Below are 18,236 nucleotides of genomic sequence, written 5' to 3'. Positions count from 1 at the left end.
CCAACCTACGGCTGGTTCGTAGGTTGGGTTGAGCGTAGCGAAGCCCAACAGGTCGCAGTTGAACCGGGGCAACGGTGGAGCCCCCTTTCCCCCTGGGAGAGGGTTGGGGTGAGGGAAGCCCCCACCCCCAGGGACCCCAAGACCTCAGCCCTTCTTTGCCCCCTCGTACAGTGGCATCACCTTGGGAAGCGCGACGGCTTCAAGGTCTATAGCGCACGGCGGTAGCGACACCGAGCCCTGTTGGGCTTCGACGATGAAGCCGTCTCAACCTAACCTACGGCTGGTTCGTAGGTTGGGTTGAGCGTAGCGAAGCCCAACAGGTCGCAGTTGAACCGGGGCAACGGTGGAGCCCCCTCTCCCCCTGGGAGAGGGTTGGGGTGAGGGACGCCCCAACCCCACGACCCCAAGCCCTCAGCCCTTCTTCGCCGCCTCGTACAGCGGCATCACCTTGGGAATCGCCGCCTGCAAGGCCTTGGTACGGTTGGCATCCGAGGGGTGGGTGCTGAGGAATTCCGCTGGCTGCTGGCCCTGGCTGGCCTGGGCCATCTTCTGCCAGAGGGTGATGGCGGCATTGGGGTTGTAGCCGGCACGAGCGGCCAGTTCCAGGCCGATGAGGTCGGCTTCGTTCTCGTTGCCGCGGCTGAACGGCAGGGTCAGGGCCACCTGGGACACCTGGTCGGCCAGTTGCAGGCCGCCCTGGCCGACGCCCAGCAGCGCGCCACCGAGGTTCTCGCCCATCTGGATGGCATAGGCCCGCGACATCTGCTCGCGACTGTGCTCGCGCAACGCATGGGCGATCTCGTGGCCCATCACCGCCGCCAGTTCGTCGTCGGTCAGCTTGAGCTGATCGATGAGGCCGCTGTAGACGAAGATCTTGCCGCCCGGGCCGCAGTTGGCGTTGAGCTCGTCGCTCTGCACCAGGTTCACTTGCCAGTCCCAGTTCACCGCATCCGGGCGGAAGGCCGCGGTCTGCGGAATCAGTCGCTTGGCGATGGCCGCGACGCGCTTGCCATCGGCGCTGTCGTTGGCCAGCTTGCCCGCCGTCTTGGCCTCGCTGACCGTCTTGGCATAGGACTGGGCATACATCTGGTTGACCTGCTGCTCGGACAGCATGCTGAACATGTATTGCTTGCGCTGCACCCCGACGGCGCCACCCGAGGTGGTATTGACGGTCTGGCAGGCGACCAACAGCAGGCTCAAGGACAGGCCCGCGAGGGGAAGGATACGGCGCATGGGAATCTCCAGGTATCGAGGCGGATACAGAATAGAGAGCCGCAGCAGGACCGGCAACTTGCCACCCATCCCGGACGAACAGGCCTCAGGTGGCGTGGCGAGTGGCCGATAGGCTGGCGCCACCTGCGTTAATGGAGTGCTCCAGATGTCCTTCCGCTCAGTCCGTACCAGCATCCTGCTCTTGTCCGGCAGCTGCGTCCTCGCCGTCGTCATGGCCCTGGTGGGCTATGTCCTCTTCGCCGGGGTGCGCACCCAGACGCTGGTGGATACCCATACCACGGCCCTCGCCGAACGCGCGGCCCAGGCACGGCTGGATGCCCAGGCCCAGGCGATCGCCGGTGCCCTGAAGCAGAAGCTGGAGCTGCCGCTGACGATCGCGCGGGGCATCGCCCAGCTCAATGCCCAGACGGCCGCCTCTGCCGCACACCCGCTCCGCATCGATCGGGACGGCCTCTCCAACCTGCTCCAGCAGACCCTGCTGGACAATCCGGAGCTGCTCGACGTCTACGCCGGCTGGGAGCCCAATGCCTTCGATGGCCAGGATGCGCAGTACGCCGGGCGCAGCGAAGCGGGCTACGACGCCACGGGTCGCTTCATGCCCTGGTGGTACCGCAAGCCCGAGGGCGGCCTGAAGGTGGAGCCCCTGGGACCGACCCTGGAGAGCCAGACCATCCTGCCCACCGGGGTCCGCGAGGGGGAGTACTACCTCTGCCCGCGACAGAGCCTCAAGCCCTGCATCGTCGACCCGGCGCCCTACGAGATGAATGGGCAGAAGATCCTGATGTCGTCCTTCAACGTGCCCATCCTGGTACAGGGGGCCTTCAAGGGCGTGGTGGGCGCCGACCTGTCCCTGGCCTTCATCCAGGAACAACTCAAGCAGGCCAACGCCAGCCTCTACCAGGGCGCCGGCAACATGGCCCTGGTCGCCAGCCAGGGCACCCTGGTGGCCTTCACGGGCGATGCCCAGGCGCTCGGCCAGCCGGCAGTGCAGGTGCTCGGCGAAGCCGCCCGTGGTCTCGCGCAGCTGAACGCTGGCGTAACCCATCGCTTCGATGACCAGCACGATCTCTACCAGGTGTATCTACCGCTGCGCATGGGCGGCGATGCCACGGCCTGGACGCTGATCCTGCAGCTGCCCCGCGCGGCGGTGCTCAGCGACCTGCAGCTGTTGCAGCAGGCGCTCGGTGCGCAGCGGCGCAGCGACCTCGCCGGCATGCTGCTGGTCGGACTGGCCGTCGCCGGCGGCGGCCTGGTGCTGCTGTGGCTGGTCAGCCTGCGTATCGCCCGGCCCCTGCGGCAGATGGTGCTCATGCTGGACGACATCGCCCAGGGGGACGGCGACCTCACCCGACGCCTGACGGTCAACCGCCGCGACGAACTCGGCGCCATCGCCGCGGGCTTCAATGCCTTCCTGGACTCGCTGCAGCACCTCATCGGTCAGCTGGTGAGTTCGGTCCGCGAGGTGAATACCGCCGCCACCCAGACCTCGTCGATCGCCCAGCGCACCCGGGATGGCGTGCAACAGCAGTTGCAGGAAATCGACCAGGTAGCGACCGCCATGCACGAGATGACCGCCACGGCCCAGGACGTCGCCAGCAATGCCGGGCGCGCCGCCCAGGCCGCGACCCAGGCCGACCAGGCCGTCGGCGAGGGCCAGCGGGTGGTGCAACAGAACGTCCGTGACTGCGCCACCCTGGCCGAGGAAATCGAGCGGGCCGTCACCCAGGTGCGCCTGGTCGCCGAGGACAGCGAGAACATCGGCTCCATCCTCACCACCATCAACGGCATCGCCGAGCAGACCAACCTGCTGGCGCTCAATGCCGCCATCGAGGCGGCCCGGGCCGGCGAGCAGGGCCGCGGCTTCGCCGTGGTGGCCGACGAGGTCCGCACCCTGGCGCAGAAGACCCAGGTCGCCACCGGCGAGATCCAGGCCATGATCCAGCGCCTGCAGAGCGGCACCCGCGATACCGTGGCGGTGATGCAGAACAGTCGCGCCCAGACTGGCAAGCAGGTGGAGCAGACCCAGGCGGCCAGCCGCGCGCTGGAGGCCATCCTCGCCGCCGTCGGCGAGATCACCGAGATGAACCTGCAAATCGCCAGTGCCGCCGAGGAGCAGAGCGCCGTGGCCGAGGACATCAACCGCAACGTGGTCAACATCGGCCAGGCCGCCAACGGGGTGCACGAGCAGGCCGACCAAGCCTCGCGGGCCGGTGGCCACCTGAGCGAACTGGCCGAGGGCCAGCGTCAGCTGGCGGCGCGCTTCAAGGTCTGACTACAACGGCGTCAAGCACTCCGGCCCGTCCACCTCGGGCCGGTTGACGATGTCGGCCAGCACCCGCTCGCGCAGCGGCATGCCGCCGGCCGCCAATACCGCCTGCAGGGCTTCCGGGGAGCTGTCCGGATCCTGCCAGAGGGCGCGGCCCGCCGCGTCGAGCAGGATTGGCCGGCGCAACGGCCCGGCGGCCTGGGTGACCATGGCCACCGACAGCCAGACCTGGTCCCCGGCGGGATAGGCCTCCCAGAGCGCGGCGAACCAGGCCAGGGGTTCGCCATTGAGCATCCAGTAGGGGCGCTTGCGGTGGTTGCCGCGCCATTCGTAGAAGCCGTTGGCCGGCAGCAGGCAACGCCGCAGGCGGAAGGCCTCGCGAAACATCGGCTGGCTGGCCAGGCTTTCGGCGCGGGCATGGGTGGGCGTGCGGGAGAAATCGGTGAGCCAGGGCGGGGTCAGCCCCCAGCGGCCGCTGTCGACCCGCTCGCCCTCGGCGGTCCTGCGCTGCAGCAGCACCTGCTGATGCGGGGAAATGTTCCAGCGCGGCGGATGCTTGTCGGGGAATCCCGCCAGGGCGGCGAATTCGGCGGGCCAGCGGAACAGGGCGTAGCGTCCGGACATGAAAACCTTTTTAGGTTCTTTACGAAAAGTCGCCGAGCGAAGGTCAGGCGAGGCGAAAAAGGCTGAGGAAGCGGAGTTTACAAGTGGTAAATGAGTATTACGACCGGGCTGGCGTGCCAGGCGTTTTTCAACGAAGCATCACCGATGCGCAGGCACTTTCCGTATAGAACTTAGCAGACCAGGATGCCCTGCTCGGGAGAGGGATCCTCTCCCGGTAGGGGCGTGGCGGCATTGTACGCGGCGATCAACGCCTGCGCGCGCAGCGCCTCCTCATCCTCGACCAGCAGGCCGAGCAAGCCCACCGCCGGCAGGTCGCCGATGCCGCCCAGCAGATGGCGGCCGGCGAGGAAGCCGCTGATGCCTTCGCTGGCCAGCACCGCCAGCAGCAACTCGGCCTCGTGCAACGAACCCGGCTCGTAGATGCGCCGCATCAGTCGTCCTCCCGGCGAACCTCGAGATTCCAGTCCTCGCCATCGGTGCGCAGGCCGAAGCGGATCGGCCGGCAGCACACCTCGCAATCCTCGTAGTAGTCCTGGTCGCCGCCGCTGAGGTCGAGCACCACCTCGCCCGGTTCACCGCAATAGGGGCAATCGTATTCCTGGCTTTCCAGCATCGCTGCATTCTCCTCGACCGCCACCGCCCGCCCATCCAGCCCCTGGCGCTTGCATCTGGCGCCACGCCCACTACTATGGCCGCCGGAATTTCTACAAGAGAACACCATGGGCGAGTTCGAAGCCATTCGACCCTATAACGACGCGGAAGTCCCCGGGGTTCTGGCGCGCCTGATCGACGACGACCACTTCATCGCCATCCTGGCCGGCTATCGCTTCCCGCGCCTGTCCAAGGGCCTCGGCTGGGTGGTGCGGCCGCTGCTGCGTACCCGCCTGCGCCAGGAGCTGGGCGATCTCCAGAGCGTCGCCGCGCTGCAGGACAAGCTCGAACCCTATGTGGATCGCGCCATCGAGAAGGCCTCGGACGGCGTGACCTACTCGGGCATCGAGCGGCTGCGCAGCGGGCGCGCCTATCTGTTCCTGGCCAACCACCGTGACATCGTGATGGACCCGGCCTTCGTCAACTATGCCGTCTACCACGCCGGTCTGCCAACGCCGCGCATCGCCATCGGCGACAACCTGCTGCAGAAGCCCTTCGTCAGCGACCTGATGCGGCTGAACAAGAGCTTCATCGTGCACCGCTCCATCAGCGGCCGGCGCGAGAAGCTGGCGGCGTACCAGCAGCTGTCCGCCTACATCAATCACTCGATCCGCCAGGATGGCCAGTCGATCTGGATCGCCCAGGCCGAGGGCCGGGCCAAGGACGGCGACGACCGCACCGATTCGGCGATCCTCAAAATGTTCCACATGAGCTGCAAGGACGAGCCCTTCGCCGAGCTGGTCAAGGCGCTGAACATCGTGCCGGTGTCCATCAGCTACGAATTCGATCCCTGCGACCAGGCCAAGGCCCGCGAACTGCACATCCGCGCCACCACCGGTGGCTATACCAAGGCGCCGGGCGAGGATGACGTCAGCATCGCCCTGGGCATCACCGGCTACAAGGGCCGGGTGCACGTGGCCTTCGGCGAGCCGGTCAGCGGTGAGTTCGAGGACGCCAAGGCGCTGGCCCAGGAGATGGATCGGCAGATCCTCGGCCATTACCGGCTGTTCCCGGCCAGCTACCTGGCCTATGCCGCCTGGGACGGCCGCGACCCGGAACTGGCCGTACCCGCCGCCACCGACCTGTTTCCCGCCGAGGAAATCGAGATGGCCCGCGGCGAGTGGGAAAGACGCCTGGCCGAGTGCCCGGCGGAATACCGCCCCCAGCTGGTACGCCAGTACGCCCAGCCGGTGCTCAACAAGTACCGCGTCCAGGCCGGTCTGGAATAGCCCGCGCGCAGGCATGAAAAAGCCCGGCACATGCCGGGCTTTTTTGTCGCGGCCAGGGCCTCAATGGCCGCTGAGCACCTGCACCACGGTCGGATCCTTGAACACCCGGGTCAGGGCGTCGCTCAGCACATCGCTGACCAGCTTGGTATTGGCCTCGGCGTTGGGCGCCATGCCGAAGCGCTGGTTGAGGCTCGCACCGTAGCGGCCCTTGTAGCCACGCTGGCTGTTGCGCACGTCCACCTGGAAGGTCGCGGCGACGTCGGAGGCGGTGACGTACAGCTCCTTGGGCGACTGGTAGTTCAGCTCGGCCAGGGTCAGGGTCAGCTGGGGCGCACCGGGGCCGGCGTTCGGCGACGGGGTGAAGCCCATCTGGCGAATCGCCTTCTCGGCTTCGGCCTGCAGCTTGGGAATTACGTCCTGAGTCTGCACCACCACCACGCTGGTGTCGGGATAGAGACCGCCGCGGGTGCCCAGGGTGAAGGAGGAGCGGCCGTCGACCACCCGGACCGAGACCGGCTGGCCCTGGCCGACCGGGGCGATGGGCGCGGTGATCTGGGGTTGCGGACTCAATTGCTGGGGGCTGCTGGCACAGCCGGCCAGGGTCAGACCAGTGGCGGCGAGCAGACCGAGCAACAGGCGATAGCGCATGCAGAGACTCCGAAGAAAGGGACAGGGGCCAGTATACCCAGCCCCTCACTGGCGTCGCTAGACAGGGACTCCGCACCAGGAGACGCCGGCGTGGGGCCGGCGTCTCCTGGTCCTGGTCTCAGGGCTTGGCCGCCAGCGGCGGTCGCGTCTGGCTATGTTCCAGCCAGCCACCGCCAAGGGCCTTGTAGAGGGTGACCTGGGTGTTGAGCTGGTTGAGCCGGTCGGTGATCAGCTGCTGCTGGGCGCTGTACAGCGAGCGCTGGGCGTCGAGCACCGTGAGGTAGTTGTCGATGCCCTGCCGATAACGCAGGTTGGCCAGGTCGTAGTACTCCTGGCTGGCCTGCACCAGGTCCTGCTGGGCCTGCAGCTGGTCGTCGTAGGTGCCCTTCGCCGCCAGGGCATCGGCCACTTCGCGGAAGGCGGTCTGGATCGACTTCTCGTAGGTGGCGACGTTGATGTCCTTCTGGATCTTGGCCGCATCCAGGCTGGCCTTGAGGCTGCCGGCGGTGAAGATCGGGATGTTGATGCTCGGCGAGAAGGTCCAGTAGCCCGAACCACCCTTGAACAGGCCATCCAGGTCACGACTGGCGGTACCGCCCTGGGCGGTCAGGCTGATGCGCGGGAAGAAGGCCGCCCGCGCGGCACCGATATTGGCGTTGGCCGCCCGCAGCTGCAGCTCGGACTGGAGGATGTCCGGACGCTTCTGCAGGAGATCCGACGGCAGGTTGGCCGGCAGCTCGGCGAGCAGGTCGTTGCCGTCCAGGCCCTTGCCCTGGGGCAGATCCGCCGGGATCGAGGTGCCTAGCAGCAGAGCCAGGGCATTGCGATCCTGGGCCACCTGGCGGGTGTACTGGGCCAGGTTGGCCCGCGCCCCTTCCAGGGCGGTGCGCGACTGGCGCAGGTCCAGGCCGCTGGCGACCCCGTTCTCCACGGTCTGCCGGGTCAGGTCGTAGGAGCGCTGGTAGGCCTCCAGGGTCTCCCGGGTCAGCTGCAACATGCGCTGGTCGGTGAGCCAGGCGTAGTAGGCGTTGGCCACTTGCGAGACCAGCGAGATCTGGGTGCTGCGGCGCCCTTCGCTGGTGGCGAAGTAGTTGAGCAGCGCCTGCTCGCTGAGGCTGCGCAGGCGACCGAAGAGGTCCAGTTCGTAGGAGGTGAAGCCCAGGGTCACGCTGTACTGGCTGCTGATGGAGCCACCCGGACTGCCGCCCTGGGGATTCAGGATCTGCTGAATGGCCGCCGCGGTACTCAGATCCGCCGGGCTACGGGTACGACTGCCCGTGCCGCTGACCGCGATGTCGGGAAACAGCTCGGCGCGCTGCACCCGGTATTGCGCCTGGTAGAGGCGCACGTTCAGGGCGGCCTGGCGCAGGTCGCGGTTGTTGTCCAGCGACAGCTGGATCAGCTGCTGCAGCGCTGGGTCGCGATAGAACTCGCGCCAGCCGATGTCGGCGGCCTGCTGGTCGCGATTGACCGTCAGGGCATCGTAGGCCTGGCCGTGGGGCCAGGCATTTTCCACCGGCACGTTGGGCCGCTGGTAGTCGGGGATCAGGCTGCAGCCGGAGACGGCCAGCATGCCCACGACCACCGCCAAGACAGACTTCTTCATATCAGTGTCCTTCCTTGCCATGGGCTTCCTGCTCCTGGGTGGCCTTGTCCTTGAACAGGCTGCTGACCACCACGTAGAACATCGGAATCCAGAAGATCGCCAGGATCGTGGCGGTGAGCATGCCGCCGATCACGCCGGTACCGACCGCGTGCTGGCTGCCGGAGCTCGCGCCCGAGGAGATCGCCAGGGGCACCACGCCGAGGATGAAGGCCATGGAGGTCATGATGATGGGTCGCAGGCGCATGCGCGAGGCTTCCACCGCCGCGTCGACGATGTTCTTGCCGCCCTCGTGCAGCTCCTTGGCGAATTCCACGATGAGGATGGCGTTCTTCGCCGCCAGGCCGATGGTGGTGAGCAGGCCGACCTGGAAGAAGACGTCGTTGGCCAGGCCGCGGAAGTAGGTCGCCAGCAGCGCACCCACCACCCCCAGCGGCACCACCAGGATGACCGCGATGGGGATCGACCAGCTCTCGTACAGCGCCGCCAGGCAGAGGAACACCACCAGCAGCGACAGGGCATAGAGCGCCGGCGCCTGGGAGCCCGACAGCCGCTCCTCGTAGGACAGGCCGGTCCAGGCGATACCCACGCCCTGCGGCAGGTCCTGGGCCATGCGCTCGATCTCGGCCATGGCGTCGCCGGTGCTGTAACCGGGCGCGGCGGAACCGAGGATCTCCACCGAGGAGATGCCATTGTAACGCTCCAGCTTGGGCGAGCCGTAGATCCACTCGCCGCGGGCGAAGGCCGACACCGGCACCATCTCGCCCGCGCTGTTGCGCACGTACCACTTGTTGAAGTCCTCGGGATTCATCCGCGCGTTGGCGTCGCCCTGCAGGTACACCTTCTTCACCCGACCCCGGTCGATGAAGTCGTTGACGTAGCTGGAGGCCCAGCCGATGGACAGCGTCTGGTTGACGTCGCTCTGCGACAGGCCCAGCGCCCGCACCTTCTCGTCGTCGACGATGAGCTTGAACTGCGGCTCGTCGTTGAGGCCGTTGGGACGGGTCTGCATCAGCTTGGGATTCTGCGCGGCCATGCCGAGCAGCTGGTTGCGCGCGGCCATGAGCGCCTCGTGGCCGATACCGCCATTGTCCTGCAGGTAGAAGTCGAAGCCGGTGGCGTTACCCAGCTCCAGCACCGCCGGCGGGACGATGGCATAGACGATGGCGTCCTTGATGCCCGACAGATAGCCCATGGCGCGACCGGCGATGGCACCCGCCCCGTCCTTGGCGTCCGGACGCTCGTCCCAGGTCTTGAGCTGGATGAAGGCCAGGCCCGAACTCTGGCCACGGCCAGCGAAGTTGAAGCCGTTGACGGTGAACATGGAGCTGATGCCCGACTCGTTCTTCATCATCATCTCGCGCATGGTGTCGAGCACCTTCTGCGTCCGCTCGGCGCTGGAACCCGGCGGGGTGGTCACCTGGGCGAAGATCACGCTCTGGTCCTCTTCCGGCAGGAAGGACGACTGGATGCGGGTGAAGAGGAACACCATGACGCCGACGATCAGCAGATACAGCAGCAGGAAGGGCACCTTGTGGCGGATCACCGCGGCCACGCTGCGCTCGTAGCGGTGCTGACCACGCTCGAAGGTGCGGTTGAACCAGCCGAAGAAACCCCGCTTCTCGTGATGCCCCTGCTTGACCGGCTTGAGCAGGGTGGCGCACAGCGCCGGGGTCAGGATCAGGGCCACCAGCACCGACAGCACCATCGAGGAGACGATGGTGATGGAGAACTGGCGATAGATCACCCCGGTCGAGCCGCCGAAGAAGGCCATGGGCACGAACACCGCCGACAGCACCAGGGCGATACCCACCAGGGCGCCTTGGATCTGGCCCATGGACTTGCGGGTCGCCTCCTTGGGCGAGAGCCCCTCCTCGGCCATCACCCGTTCGACGTTCTCCACCACCACGATGGCGTCGTCCACCAGCAGGCCGATGGCCAGCACCATGCCGAACATGGTCAGGATGTTGATGGTGAAGCCGGCCGCCAGCAGCACCGCGAAGGTCCCCAGCAGCACCACCGGCACGGCGATGGTGGGAATCAGGGTGGCCCGGAAGTTCTGCAGGAACAGGAACATCACCAGGAACACCAGCAGGATCGCCTCGCCCAGGGTCTTGACCACCTCATGGATGGAGGCGGTCACCACCGGGGTGGTGTCATAGGGATAGACCACTTCCATGCCCGCCGGCATGAACGGCTTGAGCCGCTCGATGGTGGCGCGCACCGCCTTGGCGGTGTCCAGGGCATTGGCACCGGTGGCCAGGCGCAGGGCCATGCCGGATGCCGGCTTGCCGTTGAACTGGGCATCGATGGAGTAGTTCTCGCCACCCAGCTCCACCCGTGCCACGTCGCGCAGGCGCACCTGGGCACCGCTCTGGTCGACCTTGAGGAAGATCTTGCCGAATTCCTCGACGCTGGTCAGGCGGGTCTTGCCGATGATGGTGGCATTGAGCTGCTGCCCCGGGACCGCCGGCAGGCCGCCGAGCTGACCGGAGGCGATCTGCACGTTCTGGCTCTGGATGGCGCTGCTGACGTCGACCGGGGTGAGCTGGTACTTCACCAGCTTCTGCGGATCGAGCCAGATGCGCATGGCGTACTGGGCACCGAACACCTGGAAGTCGCCGACGCCAGTGGTCCGCGCGATGGGATCGCGCATGTTGGAGACGATGTAGTTGGACAGGTCTTCGCGGGTCAGGTTGGGGTCGTTGGACACCAGACCCACCACCATCATGAAGTTGCGCTGGTACTTGGCGACGCGCATCCCCTGCTGCTGCACTTCCTGCGGCAGCAGCGGCGTCGCCAGCTGCAGCTTGTTCTGCACCTGGACCTGGGCGATGTCGGGATTGGTGCCCTGGTTGAAGGTCACGATGATGGTCATGCTGCCGTCGGAGTTGGATTCCGAGGAGATGTACCTGAGGTTGTCGATCCCGTTCATCTGCTGCTCGATGACCTGGACCACGGTGTCCTGCACCGTCTGCGCCGAGGCGCCCGGGTAGGTGACCTGGATCGAGACCGCCGGGGCGGCGATGTTCGGGTACTGGTTGATGGGTAGATTGAGGATCGACAGGATGCCGGCGAGCATGATCACCAGGGCGATTACCCAGGCGAAGATGGGCCGGTCGATGAAGAACTTGGACATCGGGCGCTCCCCTTACTGACCCTGACCCGCCGGCTTCTGCTCGGCGGAGGCGATGTTGCTCGCCGGCTTGGCGGTGACGGCGGCGCCGGGGCGGATCTTCTGCAGGCCTTCGGTGATGACCTTGTCACCGGCCTTCAGGCCATCGGTCACCAGCCAGTCGGCGCCCACGGTGCGCTCGGTCTTGAGCACCCGCTGCTCGACCTTGCCTTCGCCATTGACCACCATGGCGGTGGGCTGGCCCTTGATGTCGCGGGTCACGCCCTGTTGCGGCACCAGCAAGGCATTCTGGCGCACGCCGGCCTGCAGCTGGGCGCGCACGAACATGCCGGGCAGCAGCAGCTTGTCGGGGTTGGGGAATTCGGCGCGGATGGTCACCGACCCAGTGCCCTGGTCCACCGAGACCTCGGCGAACTTCAGCTTGCCGGGACGTGCATAGGCGCTGCCGTCTTCCAGCATCAGCTTGACCTCGGCGGCGTTCTCGCCTTGCACGCGCTGCAGCTGACCGCTGTCCAGTTCGCGCCGCAGGCGCAGCAGGTCGGTGGCGGACTGGGTCACGTCGACGTAGATGGGATCGAGCTGATTGATGGTGGCCAGGGCAGTGGTCTGGTCGGCAGTGACCAGGGCGCCCTCGGTGACCATCGAGCGGCTGATGCGACCGGAAATGGGCGCGGCGACCTTGGTATAGGCCAGGTTGATCTCGGCGGTGCGCAGGCTGGCCTTGGCCGATTCCACCTGGGCCTCGTTCTGCCGTTGTACCGACAGGGCATCGTCGGCTTCCTGCTTGCTGATCGCCTGCTCCTTGACCAGGGCGCCGTAGCGCTGAGCCTTGAGCCGGTTCGAGGCCAGGGTCGCCTGGGCCTGGGCCAGCGAGGCCTTGGCCGAATTGACGTTGGCCTCGTAGGTGCGCGGATCGATCTGGTAGAGCGGCTGGCCGGCCTTCACGTCGGCCCCCTCGGTGAAGCTGCGCTTGAGCAGGATGCCACTGACCTGGGGCCGCACCTCGGCGATGCGGAAGGCGGAGGTGCGCCCGGGCAGTTCGTCGGTCAGGGTCACGGTGCGCGGTTCGATGGTCACCACACCCACTTCCGCGGGCTTCTGCTGCTGTTGCTGCTGGTCCTTGTTCTCCTGCTTGCCACAGGCGCCCAGGGCCAGGGCCACGGCCAGCAGGGCGGGTGCGAAGAAGGCATGCGCCGGCTTGATCTGCATATCAAAAGTCCTTGAAAGCTGGGGAATGAGCATGCGCAGCGCGCCTCGTGGATCCGCACCGGCTCGAGCATAGGAATTGTTATCAGAACAATATACTTACGTTCACGACTGTTTGTAAATAACCCAAGCGCCGGGCTTGGGTATGCCGCCGCAGCGGTGCGACGGCTCGTGAACACCGGGGAAGCCGATAACGGCCTGGCCCGCGCGACCGACCTGGGTAGCAGACCATGAGGCGGGAGGCGAGTTCGGCCAGCCTCCCAGCCCGGTGACCAACTGGTCACCGGCTTACGATGCGCAAAAAAATGCCGGAAAAGTCCGGCATTTCTGGTTACAACCTGGCGGCCTGGGGTTACTGGCGCACACCTTCGAAGGACAGCATGAATTCCACTTCCTGGGATTTCGGGCCGAGGTCCTTCTGGATGTTGAAGTCCTTGAGCTTGAGGGTGGTGGTGCCCTCGAAGCCGGCGCGGTAGCCGCCCCACGGATCCTTGCCTTCGCCCATGAAGTGGGCCTTGATGGTGACCGGCTTGGTCACGCCGTTCAGGGTCAGGTTGCCGGTGACATCGGCGGTGCCATCGCCGGTGGCGGTGACCTTGGTGGACTCGAAGCTGGCCTGGGGATGGGCGGCGACGTTGAGGAAGTCGGCGCTGCGCAGGTGCTTGTCACGCTCGGCGTGGTTGGTGTCGACGCTGTCGGTGTTGATGGTCACCTTGATCTTGTCGGCGGACGGATCCTTGGCATCGAAGCTGAAGTTGCCATCGAAGTCCTTGAAGGTGCCGTACAGCCAGCTGTAGCCCAGGTGCTGGATACGGAACTGGATGAAGGCGTGCTGGCCCTGCTTGTCGATCTTGTAATCGGCGGCCATGGCCTGGCCAGCGCCCAGCAGAGCGGTACCCAGGGCCAGGGCGGCAACGGTTTTCTTCAGCATTGGATGGAGCTCCATGTGGTGGTGGGAAAGACGATCAGTGCGGCGTATGGACCCGGCCGAGCATGCGGACCAGGGTGCCGTCGCGGTCGACGAAGTGGTGCTTGAGCGCCGCCAGCACGTGCAGGCCGGCCAGGACGATCAGCGTCCAGGCGCACCAGAGATGGATCTTGCCGGCGGTATCGGCCTGATCCGGCAGGCCACTCAGGGTCGCCGGCACCTTGAACCAGCCGAAGACATTGATGGCCACGCCATCGGCGGTGGAGATCAGGTAGCCGGCTACCATCACGGTGAGCATCAGGCCATAGAGCAGGAAATGACCGGCACCGGCGGCGCGGCGCACCAGGGGGCTGCCTTCGACCGGCGGCGGCGGGCTGACCAGGCGCCAGAGCAGGCGCAGCACCAGGGCGATCAGCAAGAGGATGCCGGCGCTCTTATGCAGTTCGGGGGCGGTGTGGTACCAGGTGTCGTAGTAGTCGAGGGTGCGCATCCACAGGCCGGAGGCGAACATGGCGACGATCGCCAGGGCCATGACCCAATGCAGAACCAGACTTACCAGACCGTAGCGAAGGCCGTCGTTGCGCCAGTGCATCGCTTTTCTCTCCTGAAAAAGCTTTGCCTAAGACTAGCCGCAAACGTATCGAATGAAAGCGGAAAAACTGGCGAGCGAATATCGAAGGAATCGATGGATCAGGTACCGCTTAGGAGCGCTGTCTGATCCATCGACGGCGCCCTAGAACGGGCGTCGTCGGTCAGGCGGGGATCAGAAGGACCAGTGGAACAGCTTCCAGAAGAAGCCGTGCTCGCCACTGTCCTTGGCCGGTGCGGCCGCGGCGGCCTTGGGCGCGTCGGCAGGTTGGACCGCCGCCTTGGCGCTGGCGACCACCGGGACCACGGCCTTGCCGGCCTTGAGGTCGCGGACCTGGCCAGCGGCGCGCTGGCCGCTGGCCAGGGCGCCTTCCAGGGTGCCCGGATGCAGCGGATCGGTGTGCTCGCCGGCGAAGATCACCCGGCCCGCCGGCTTTTCCCACAGCCGCCAGTAGCGGGTGATCTGGCCCGGGCCATAGGCCAGGTAGGCGCCGCCCACCCCCGGATCCCGGCTGTAACGCCGCACTTCGTAGCCGGAGAAGGCCCCCCGCGCCTTGGGATAGAAGGCGTGGAAGCGGATCAGCACCTGGTCGACCATCTGCTTGTCGCCGAAGGCCTGCACCAGGCGCGCGCTGTCGCCGGACAGGTTGACCAGCACGTTGGCGCCGCCCTTCACGTCCGGCTCCACCCATAGCATACCCAGGCCCTGGTCGCTGTAGATCTCGCCGCTCATGCGCGACTTGCTGTCCCACACCGGGGTCTTGAACTTGAGCAGGATCTGGTCGCGCCAGCCATAGGTGGTGCCCTTGATGGCCGCCTGCTGGGTGGCGTCCAGCGCCGGGGTCATCTGCACCTGGCCGAGGGCGCGCAGCGGCACCGCCATGACCACGTAGTCGGCCTTGTAGCCGGTATTGCCGGCCTTGACCGTCACCCCGTCCTTGTCCTGGACGATGCTCGACACCTTGTTGTCGGTCTTGAGCGTCTTGATCTGCTTGACGAAGGCCTGGGCCAGCACCTCGCTGCCACCGGGCAGGCGGGCGGCGCGCAGGTCCTTGTCCTCGACGCCGCGGTAGACGCGGGTCTGCTGGGCCAGGTAGAGCAGCGACAGCCGCGAGGGCTCGTCGTAGCGGGTGCGGATGCGCTGGTTGATCAGCTGGCGGGCCACCGGCGGCAGGTTCTGCTTGTCCAGCCAGGTGGCGGCGTTGATCTGGTCGAGGGCATGCAGGGTCGGGGTGGCGGTCGGCTGCAGCGGATCGCTGATGGCGGCGGCCAGGTCATCCAGCGACTTGTCGACGCGCTTCAAGGCATCGGCCACGGCCGGCATCTTCTGCGCCAGGTCGTCCTGGGAATAATACTGGCCTTCGATCAGATAGCCCGGGGTGCGCACGAAGGACGGCGCGTCCACGGTCTTGAGCTTGAAGGTATCCAGGTAGTGGTTGAGCACCGGCTGGGCCTGGGTATCGCCGATCCACTCGCTGGAGGCGAGCCCGGAACGACCACCGACGCGGGGGCCGGCTTCCAGCAGGGTCACGTTCCAGCCGGCCTGCTGCAGTTCGTAGGCCGAGGCCAGGCCGGCCATGCCGGCACCGACCACGATCACCGAGGGACCGCTGGGCGCCGCGGGGGCGGCTGCCGCCTTTTCCGGGGCCTTGTGCACCTCTTTGTGGGCGTCCTTGTGCGCCTTCTCGGCGGCGCCTGCGCTCAGGCTGGTAGCGAATACGCCGGCTGCCAAGCAGACGGTAAAACCTGTCCAACGCGACGACATCTTTTCTAGACTCCTGGGACCGGGAAACGGCGGTGGCGCAGCATACGCCAGCGGCTCCGGGGCAGCCAGACGCCGCCACGACCGGCAATCGGCCCGCGCCTTGCTCCCGTCGCGCGCCCTGGCTTAGGCTTGCGCCCCCCTTTTGCAGCCGGGCCCGTCGCCAGGAGACCGCCAATGACCAATCACGACTGGATGCGCCGTGACCTGGAGGTGCTCTGGCACCCCTGCACCCAGATGAAGGATCACGAGCAGTTGCCGGTGATCCCGATCCGCCGCGGCGAGGGCGTCTGGCTGGAGGATTTCGACGGCAAGCGCTACCTGGACGCGGTCAGCTCCTGGTGGGTCAACGTCTTCGGCCACGCCAATCCGCGCATCAACGACCGCATCAAGGCCCAGGTCGACCAGCTGGAGCACGTCATCCTCGCCGGCTTCAGCCATCAGCCGGTGATCGAGCTGTCCGAACGCCTGGTCGCCCTGACCCCGGCCGGCCTCGACCGGGTGTTCTATGCCGACAACGGCTCCTCGTGCATCGAGGTGGCGCTGAAGATGAGCTACCACTATTGGCGCAACGTCGGGCAGCCGGAGAAACGCCGGTTCGTCACCCTGACCAACAGCTACCACGGCGAAACGGTCGCGGCCATGTCGGTGGGCGACGTGGCGCTGTTCACCGAGACCTACCAGGGCCTCTTGCTGGACACCCTCAAGGTGCCGAGCCCGGACTGCTACCTGCGCCCTGAGGGGATGGACTGGGAAACGCATTCGCGGCAGATGTTCGCGCACATGGAACGCACCCTGGCCGAGCATCACCAGAGCGTCGCCGCGGTCATCGTCGAGCCGCTGATCCAGGGCGCCACCGGCATGCGCATGTACCACCCGGTCTATCTGCGCCTCCTGCGCGAAGCCTGCGACCGCTATGGCGTGCACCTGATCCACGACGAGATCGCCGTGGGCTTCGGCCGCACCGGCACGATGTTCGCCTGCGAACAGGCCGGCATCCGCCCGGACTTCCTCTGCCTGTCCAAGGCCCTCACCGGCGGCTACCTGCCGCTGGCCGCCTGCCTGACCACCGACGCCGTCTACCAGGCCTTCTACGACGACTACCACACCCTGCGCGCCTTCCTGCACTCCCACAGCTATACCGGCAATCCGCTGGCCTGCGCCGCCGCCCTGGCAACCCTGGACATCTTCGCCGAGGACGACGTTATCGCCGCCAACCAGCCGCTGGCCCGGCGCATGGCCGAGGCCACCGCGCACCTGGTCGACCACCCCCAGGTCGGCGAGGTACGCCAGACCGGCATGGCCCTGGCCATCGAGATGAGCGCCGACAAGGCCCGCCGTACGCCCTACCCCTGGCAGGAAAGACGCGGCCTGGCCGTCTACCAGCACGCCCTCTCCCGCGGCGCCCTGTTGCGACCGCTGGGCAACGTGGTCTACTTCCTGCCGCCCTATGTCATCACCCCCGAGCAGATCGACTTCCTCGCCGAGGTGGCGAGCGAAGGCATCGACCTGGCCACCCGCACCTCGGTCAGCGTCGCCCTGAGCGACCTGCACCCCAACCACCGCGATCCCGGCTGATCTGGAGCCCGCCATGCGTCTCACCCGCTGCCATCTCGACCTGCCCCTGGCCCTCGGCCGCCTGGACCTGCCCGAGGTTCAGGCCCACTACCTGGGCCGCGTGCTGCGCCTGGCGCCGGGGGATGCCGTGCAGCTGTTCGACGGCAGCGGCTGGGAATACCTCGGCCAGGTCGCCGAGGTGGGCAAGAAGACCCTGAGCGTGGAGCTCACCGAGCAACTGCCCGGCCAGCCCGACTCGCCGCTGCGGATCCACCTCGGCCAGGGCCTGTCCCGCGGCGAGCGCATGGACTGGGCGGTCCAGAAGGCCACCGAGCTGGGCGTGGCCGAGATCACCCCGCTGGTCAGCGAGCGCTGCGAGGTGCGCCTCAAGGACGAACGCGCCGACAAGCGCCTGCAGCACTGGCGCCAGGTCGCCGTCAGCGCCTGTGAGCAATGCGGGCGCTCCAGCGTGCCGCTGATCCATGCGCCGCAACTGCTGAGCGACTGGCAGGCCAGCGTGGCCGCCGACCTCAAGCTGGTGCTGCACCCGGTCGCCGAGCCTCTGGAAAGTCACACCCGCCCCACCCGCCTGGCGCTGCTGATCGGCCCGGAAGGCGGCCTGAGCGATGCCGAGGTCAATGCGGCGCGCGCCGCCGGTTTTCAATCCGCACGCCTAGGCCCACGGGTACTGCGCACCGAGACCGCCCCGGTGGTGGCCCTGAGCGTGGCGCAGCAACTCTGGGGTGATTTTCAGACCCCTTGATCTGCCCCTCGGGCCGCTGCCCTCAGCGGTCCGTCCTTTTCC

General features: G+C 66.9%; 15 protein-coding genes and 1 pseudogene. 5 read left to right on the top strand and 11 right to left on the bottom strand.

From position 1 onward, the window contains the following. Nucleotides 1-411: 411 nt before the first annotated feature. The gene (locus FSV73_RS11130) at nucleotides 412-1,233 is read right to left on the bottom strand and encodes a M48 family metallopeptidase (RefSeq protein WP_145007678.1); all 822 of its coding nucleotides are present in this window, start codon (nucleotides 1,231-1,233) and stop codon (nucleotides 412-414) included. 145 nt (nucleotides 1,234-1,378) lie between these two features. Here FSV73_RS11130 and FSV73_RS26105 point away from each other — a divergent pair. After that, nucleotides 1,379-2,647 (top strand): annotated as a pseudogene (locus FSV73_RS26105) (HAMP domain-containing protein); the annotation flags it as partial. A 144-nt stretch (nucleotides 2,648-2,791) separates the two neighbouring features. Then, nucleotides 2,792-3,505: a methyl-accepting chemotaxis protein gene (locus FSV73_RS26100; protein ID WP_437179280.1), complete on the top strand. Its 714-nt coding sequence runs from the start codon at nucleotides 2,792-2,794 to the stop codon at nucleotides 3,503-3,505. On the opposite strand, the gene FSV73_RS11120 is transcribed toward FSV73_RS26100, so the two are convergent. From FSV73_RS11120 to FSV73_RS11110, 3 genes are all read right to left on the bottom strand, one after another. After that, nucleotides 3,506-4,123: an SOS response-associated peptidase gene (locus FSV73_RS11120; protein ID WP_145007675.1), complete on the bottom strand. Its 618-nt coding sequence runs from the start codon at nucleotides 4,121-4,123 to the stop codon at nucleotides 3,506-3,508. 170 nt (nucleotides 4,124-4,293) lie between these two features. Continuing rightward, nucleotides 4,294-4,554, bottom strand: a complete 261-nt coding sequence (locus FSV73_RS11115) for a putative signal transducing protein (protein WP_145007674.1) — start codon at nucleotides 4,552-4,554, stop codon at nucleotides 4,294-4,296. After that, nucleotides 4,554-4,736, bottom strand: coding sequence for a CPXCG motif-containing cysteine-rich protein (locus FSV73_RS11110; RefSeq protein ID WP_145007673.1), 183 nt, complete (start codon nucleotides 4,734-4,736; stop codon nucleotides 4,554-4,556). The genes FSV73_RS11115 and FSV73_RS11110 overlap by 1 nt, the downstream gene beginning before the upstream one ends. 106 nt (nucleotides 4,737-4,842) lie before the next feature. On the opposite strand from FSV73_RS11110, the gene FSV73_RS11105 reads away from it, so the two are divergent. Continuing rightward, on the top strand, nucleotides 4,843-6,003 hold the full coding sequence (locus tag FSV73_RS11105) for a 1-acyl-sn-glycerol-3-phosphate acyltransferase (protein ID WP_145007672.1): 1,161 nt from the start codon (nucleotides 4,843-4,845) through the stop codon (nucleotides 6,001-6,003). Between the two features lie 60 nt (nucleotides 6,004-6,063). Here the strand turns inward: FSV73_RS11105 and FSV73_RS11100 are convergent, their stop codons facing one another. The 7 genes from FSV73_RS11100 to FSV73_RS11070 all read right to left on the bottom strand — a co-directional run bounded on the left by FSV73_RS11100 (nucleotide 6,064) and on the right by FSV73_RS11070 (nucleotide 15,877). Then, the gene (locus FSV73_RS11100; protein ID WP_145007670.1) at nucleotides 6,064-6,651 is read right to left on the bottom strand and encodes a YajG family lipoprotein; all 588 of its coding nucleotides are present in this window, start codon (nucleotides 6,649-6,651) and stop codon (nucleotides 6,064-6,066) included. Nucleotides 6,652-6,769: 118 nt separating this feature from the next. After that, entirely contained in the window at nucleotides 6,770-8,257 is a 1,488-nt protein-coding gene (adeC, locus tag FSV73_RS11095; RefSeq protein WP_145007669.1) for an AdeC/AdeK/OprM family multidrug efflux complex outer membrane factor, read from the bottom strand. A gap of 1 nt (nucleotide 8,258) precedes the next feature. After that, nucleotides 8,259-11,393, bottom strand: a complete 3,135-nt coding sequence (locus FSV73_RS11090) for an efflux RND transporter permease subunit (protein WP_145007668.1) — start codon at nucleotides 11,391-11,393, stop codon at nucleotides 8,259-8,261. A 12-nt stretch (nucleotides 11,394-11,405) separates the two neighbouring features. Continuing rightward, nucleotides 11,406-12,599 carry an efflux RND transporter periplasmic adaptor subunit gene (locus tag FSV73_RS11085; RefSeq protein ID WP_145007666.1) on the bottom strand — a complete coding sequence of 398 codons (1,194 nt, stop codon included), beginning with the start codon at nucleotides 12,597-12,599 and terminating at the stop codon, nucleotides 11,406-11,408. 349 nt (nucleotides 12,600-12,948) lie between these two features. Continuing rightward, nucleotides 12,949-13,527, bottom strand: a complete 579-nt coding sequence (locus FSV73_RS11080; protein ID WP_145007665.1) for a YceI family protein — start codon at nucleotides 13,525-13,527, stop codon at nucleotides 12,949-12,951. Between the two features lie 34 nt (nucleotides 13,528-13,561). Further along, nucleotides 13,562-14,116 carry a cytochrome b gene (locus FSV73_RS11075; protein ID WP_145007664.1) on the bottom strand — a complete coding sequence of 185 codons (555 nt, stop codon included), beginning with the start codon at nucleotides 14,114-14,116 and terminating at the stop codon, nucleotides 13,562-13,564. A gap of 171 nt (nucleotides 14,117-14,287) precedes the next feature. After that, nucleotides 14,288-15,877 (bottom strand): flavin monoamine oxidase family protein, encoded by a 1,590-nt coding sequence (locus tag FSV73_RS11070; protein WP_145007663.1) that lies wholly within the window; start codon nucleotides 15,875-15,877, stop codon nucleotides 14,288-14,290. 174 nt (nucleotides 15,878-16,051) lie between these two features. On the opposite strand from FSV73_RS11070, the gene FSV73_RS11065 reads away from it, so the two are divergent. Both FSV73_RS11065 and FSV73_RS11060 read left to right on the top strand, forming a co-directional pair. Beyond that, nucleotides 16,052-17,452: an adenosylmethionine--8-amino-7-oxononanoate transaminase gene (locus FSV73_RS11065; RefSeq protein ID WP_145007661.1), complete on the top strand. Its 1,401-nt coding sequence runs from the start codon at nucleotides 16,052-16,054 to the stop codon at nucleotides 17,450-17,452. Nucleotides 17,453-17,465: 13 nt separating this feature from the next. Continuing rightward, complete coding sequence (locus FSV73_RS11060; protein ID WP_145007660.1) at nucleotides 17,466-18,194, top strand: 16S rRNA (uracil(1498)-N(3))-methyltransferase; 729 nt, start codon at nucleotides 17,466-17,468, stop codon at nucleotides 18,192-18,194. Nucleotides 18,195-18,236: the final 42 nt, after the last annotated feature.

It is taken from the genome of Pseudomonas oryzihabitans (genome assembly GCF_007665395.1).
In the GTDB taxonomy this organism is placed as follows: domain Bacteria; phylum Pseudomonadota; class Gammaproteobacteria; order Pseudomonadales; family Pseudomonadaceae; genus Chryseomonas; species Chryseomonas psychrotolerans_C.
Note: the sequence above shows the minus strand (reverse complement) of the source record. Positions and strands in the feature narration are given on the sequence as shown.

Coding starts and splice junctions, on each gene's coding strand:
- FSV73_RS11105 (WP_145007672.1), top strand. CDS start 4,843: ATGGGCGAGTTCGAAGCCATTCGACCCTATAACGACGCGGAAGTCCCC.
- FSV73_RS11110 (WP_145007673.1), bottom strand. CDS start 4,736: ATGCTGGAAAGCCAGGAATACGATTGCCCCTATTGCGGTGAACCGGGC.
- adeC (WP_145007669.1), bottom strand. CDS start 8,257: ATGAAGAAGTCTGTCTTGGCGGTGGTCGTGGGCATGCTGGCCGTCTCC.
- FSV73_RS11060 (WP_145007660.1), top strand. CDS start 17,466: ATGCGTCTCACCCGCTGCCATCTCGACCTGCCCCTGGCCCTCGGCCGC.
- FSV73_RS11075 (WP_145007664.1), bottom strand. CDS start 14,116: ATGCACTGGCGCAACGACGGCCTTCGCTACGGTCTGGTAAGTCTGGTT.
- FSV73_RS11065 (WP_145007661.1), top strand. CDS start 16,052: ATGACCAATCACGACTGGATGCGCCGTGACCTGGAGGTGCTCTGGCAC.
- FSV73_RS11085 (WP_145007666.1), bottom strand. CDS start 12,599: ATGCAGATCAAGCCGGCGCATGCCTTCTTCGCACCCGCCCTGCTGGCC.
- FSV73_RS11130 (WP_145007678.1), bottom strand. CDS start 1,233: ATGCGCCGTATCCTTCCCCTCGCGGGCCTGTCCTTGAGCCTGCTGTTG.
- FSV73_RS11070 (WP_145007663.1), bottom strand. CDS start 15,877: ATGTCGTCGCGTTGGACAGGTTTTACCGTCTGCTTGGCAGCCGGCGTA.
- FSV73_RS11115 (WP_145007674.1), bottom strand. CDS start 4,554: ATGCGGCGCATCTACGAGCCGGGTTCGTTGCACGAGGCCGAGTTGCTG.
- FSV73_RS11100 (WP_145007670.1), bottom strand. CDS start 6,651: ATGCGCTATCGCCTGTTGCTCGGTCTGCTCGCCGCCACTGGTCTGACC.
- FSV73_RS26100 (WP_437179280.1), top strand. CDS start 2,792: ATGCACGAGATGACCGCCACGGCCCAGGACGTCGCCAGCAATGCCGGG.
- FSV73_RS11090 (WP_145007668.1), bottom strand. CDS start 11,393: ATGTCCAAGTTCTTCATCGACCGGCCCATCTTCGCCTGGGTAATCGCC.
- FSV73_RS11080 (WP_145007665.1), bottom strand. CDS start 13,527: ATGCTGAAGAAAACCGTTGCCGCCCTGGCCCTGGGTACCGCTCTGCTG.
- FSV73_RS11120 (WP_145007675.1), bottom strand. CDS start 4,123: ATGTCCGGACGCTACGCCCTGTTCCGCTGGCCCGCCGAATTCGCCGCC.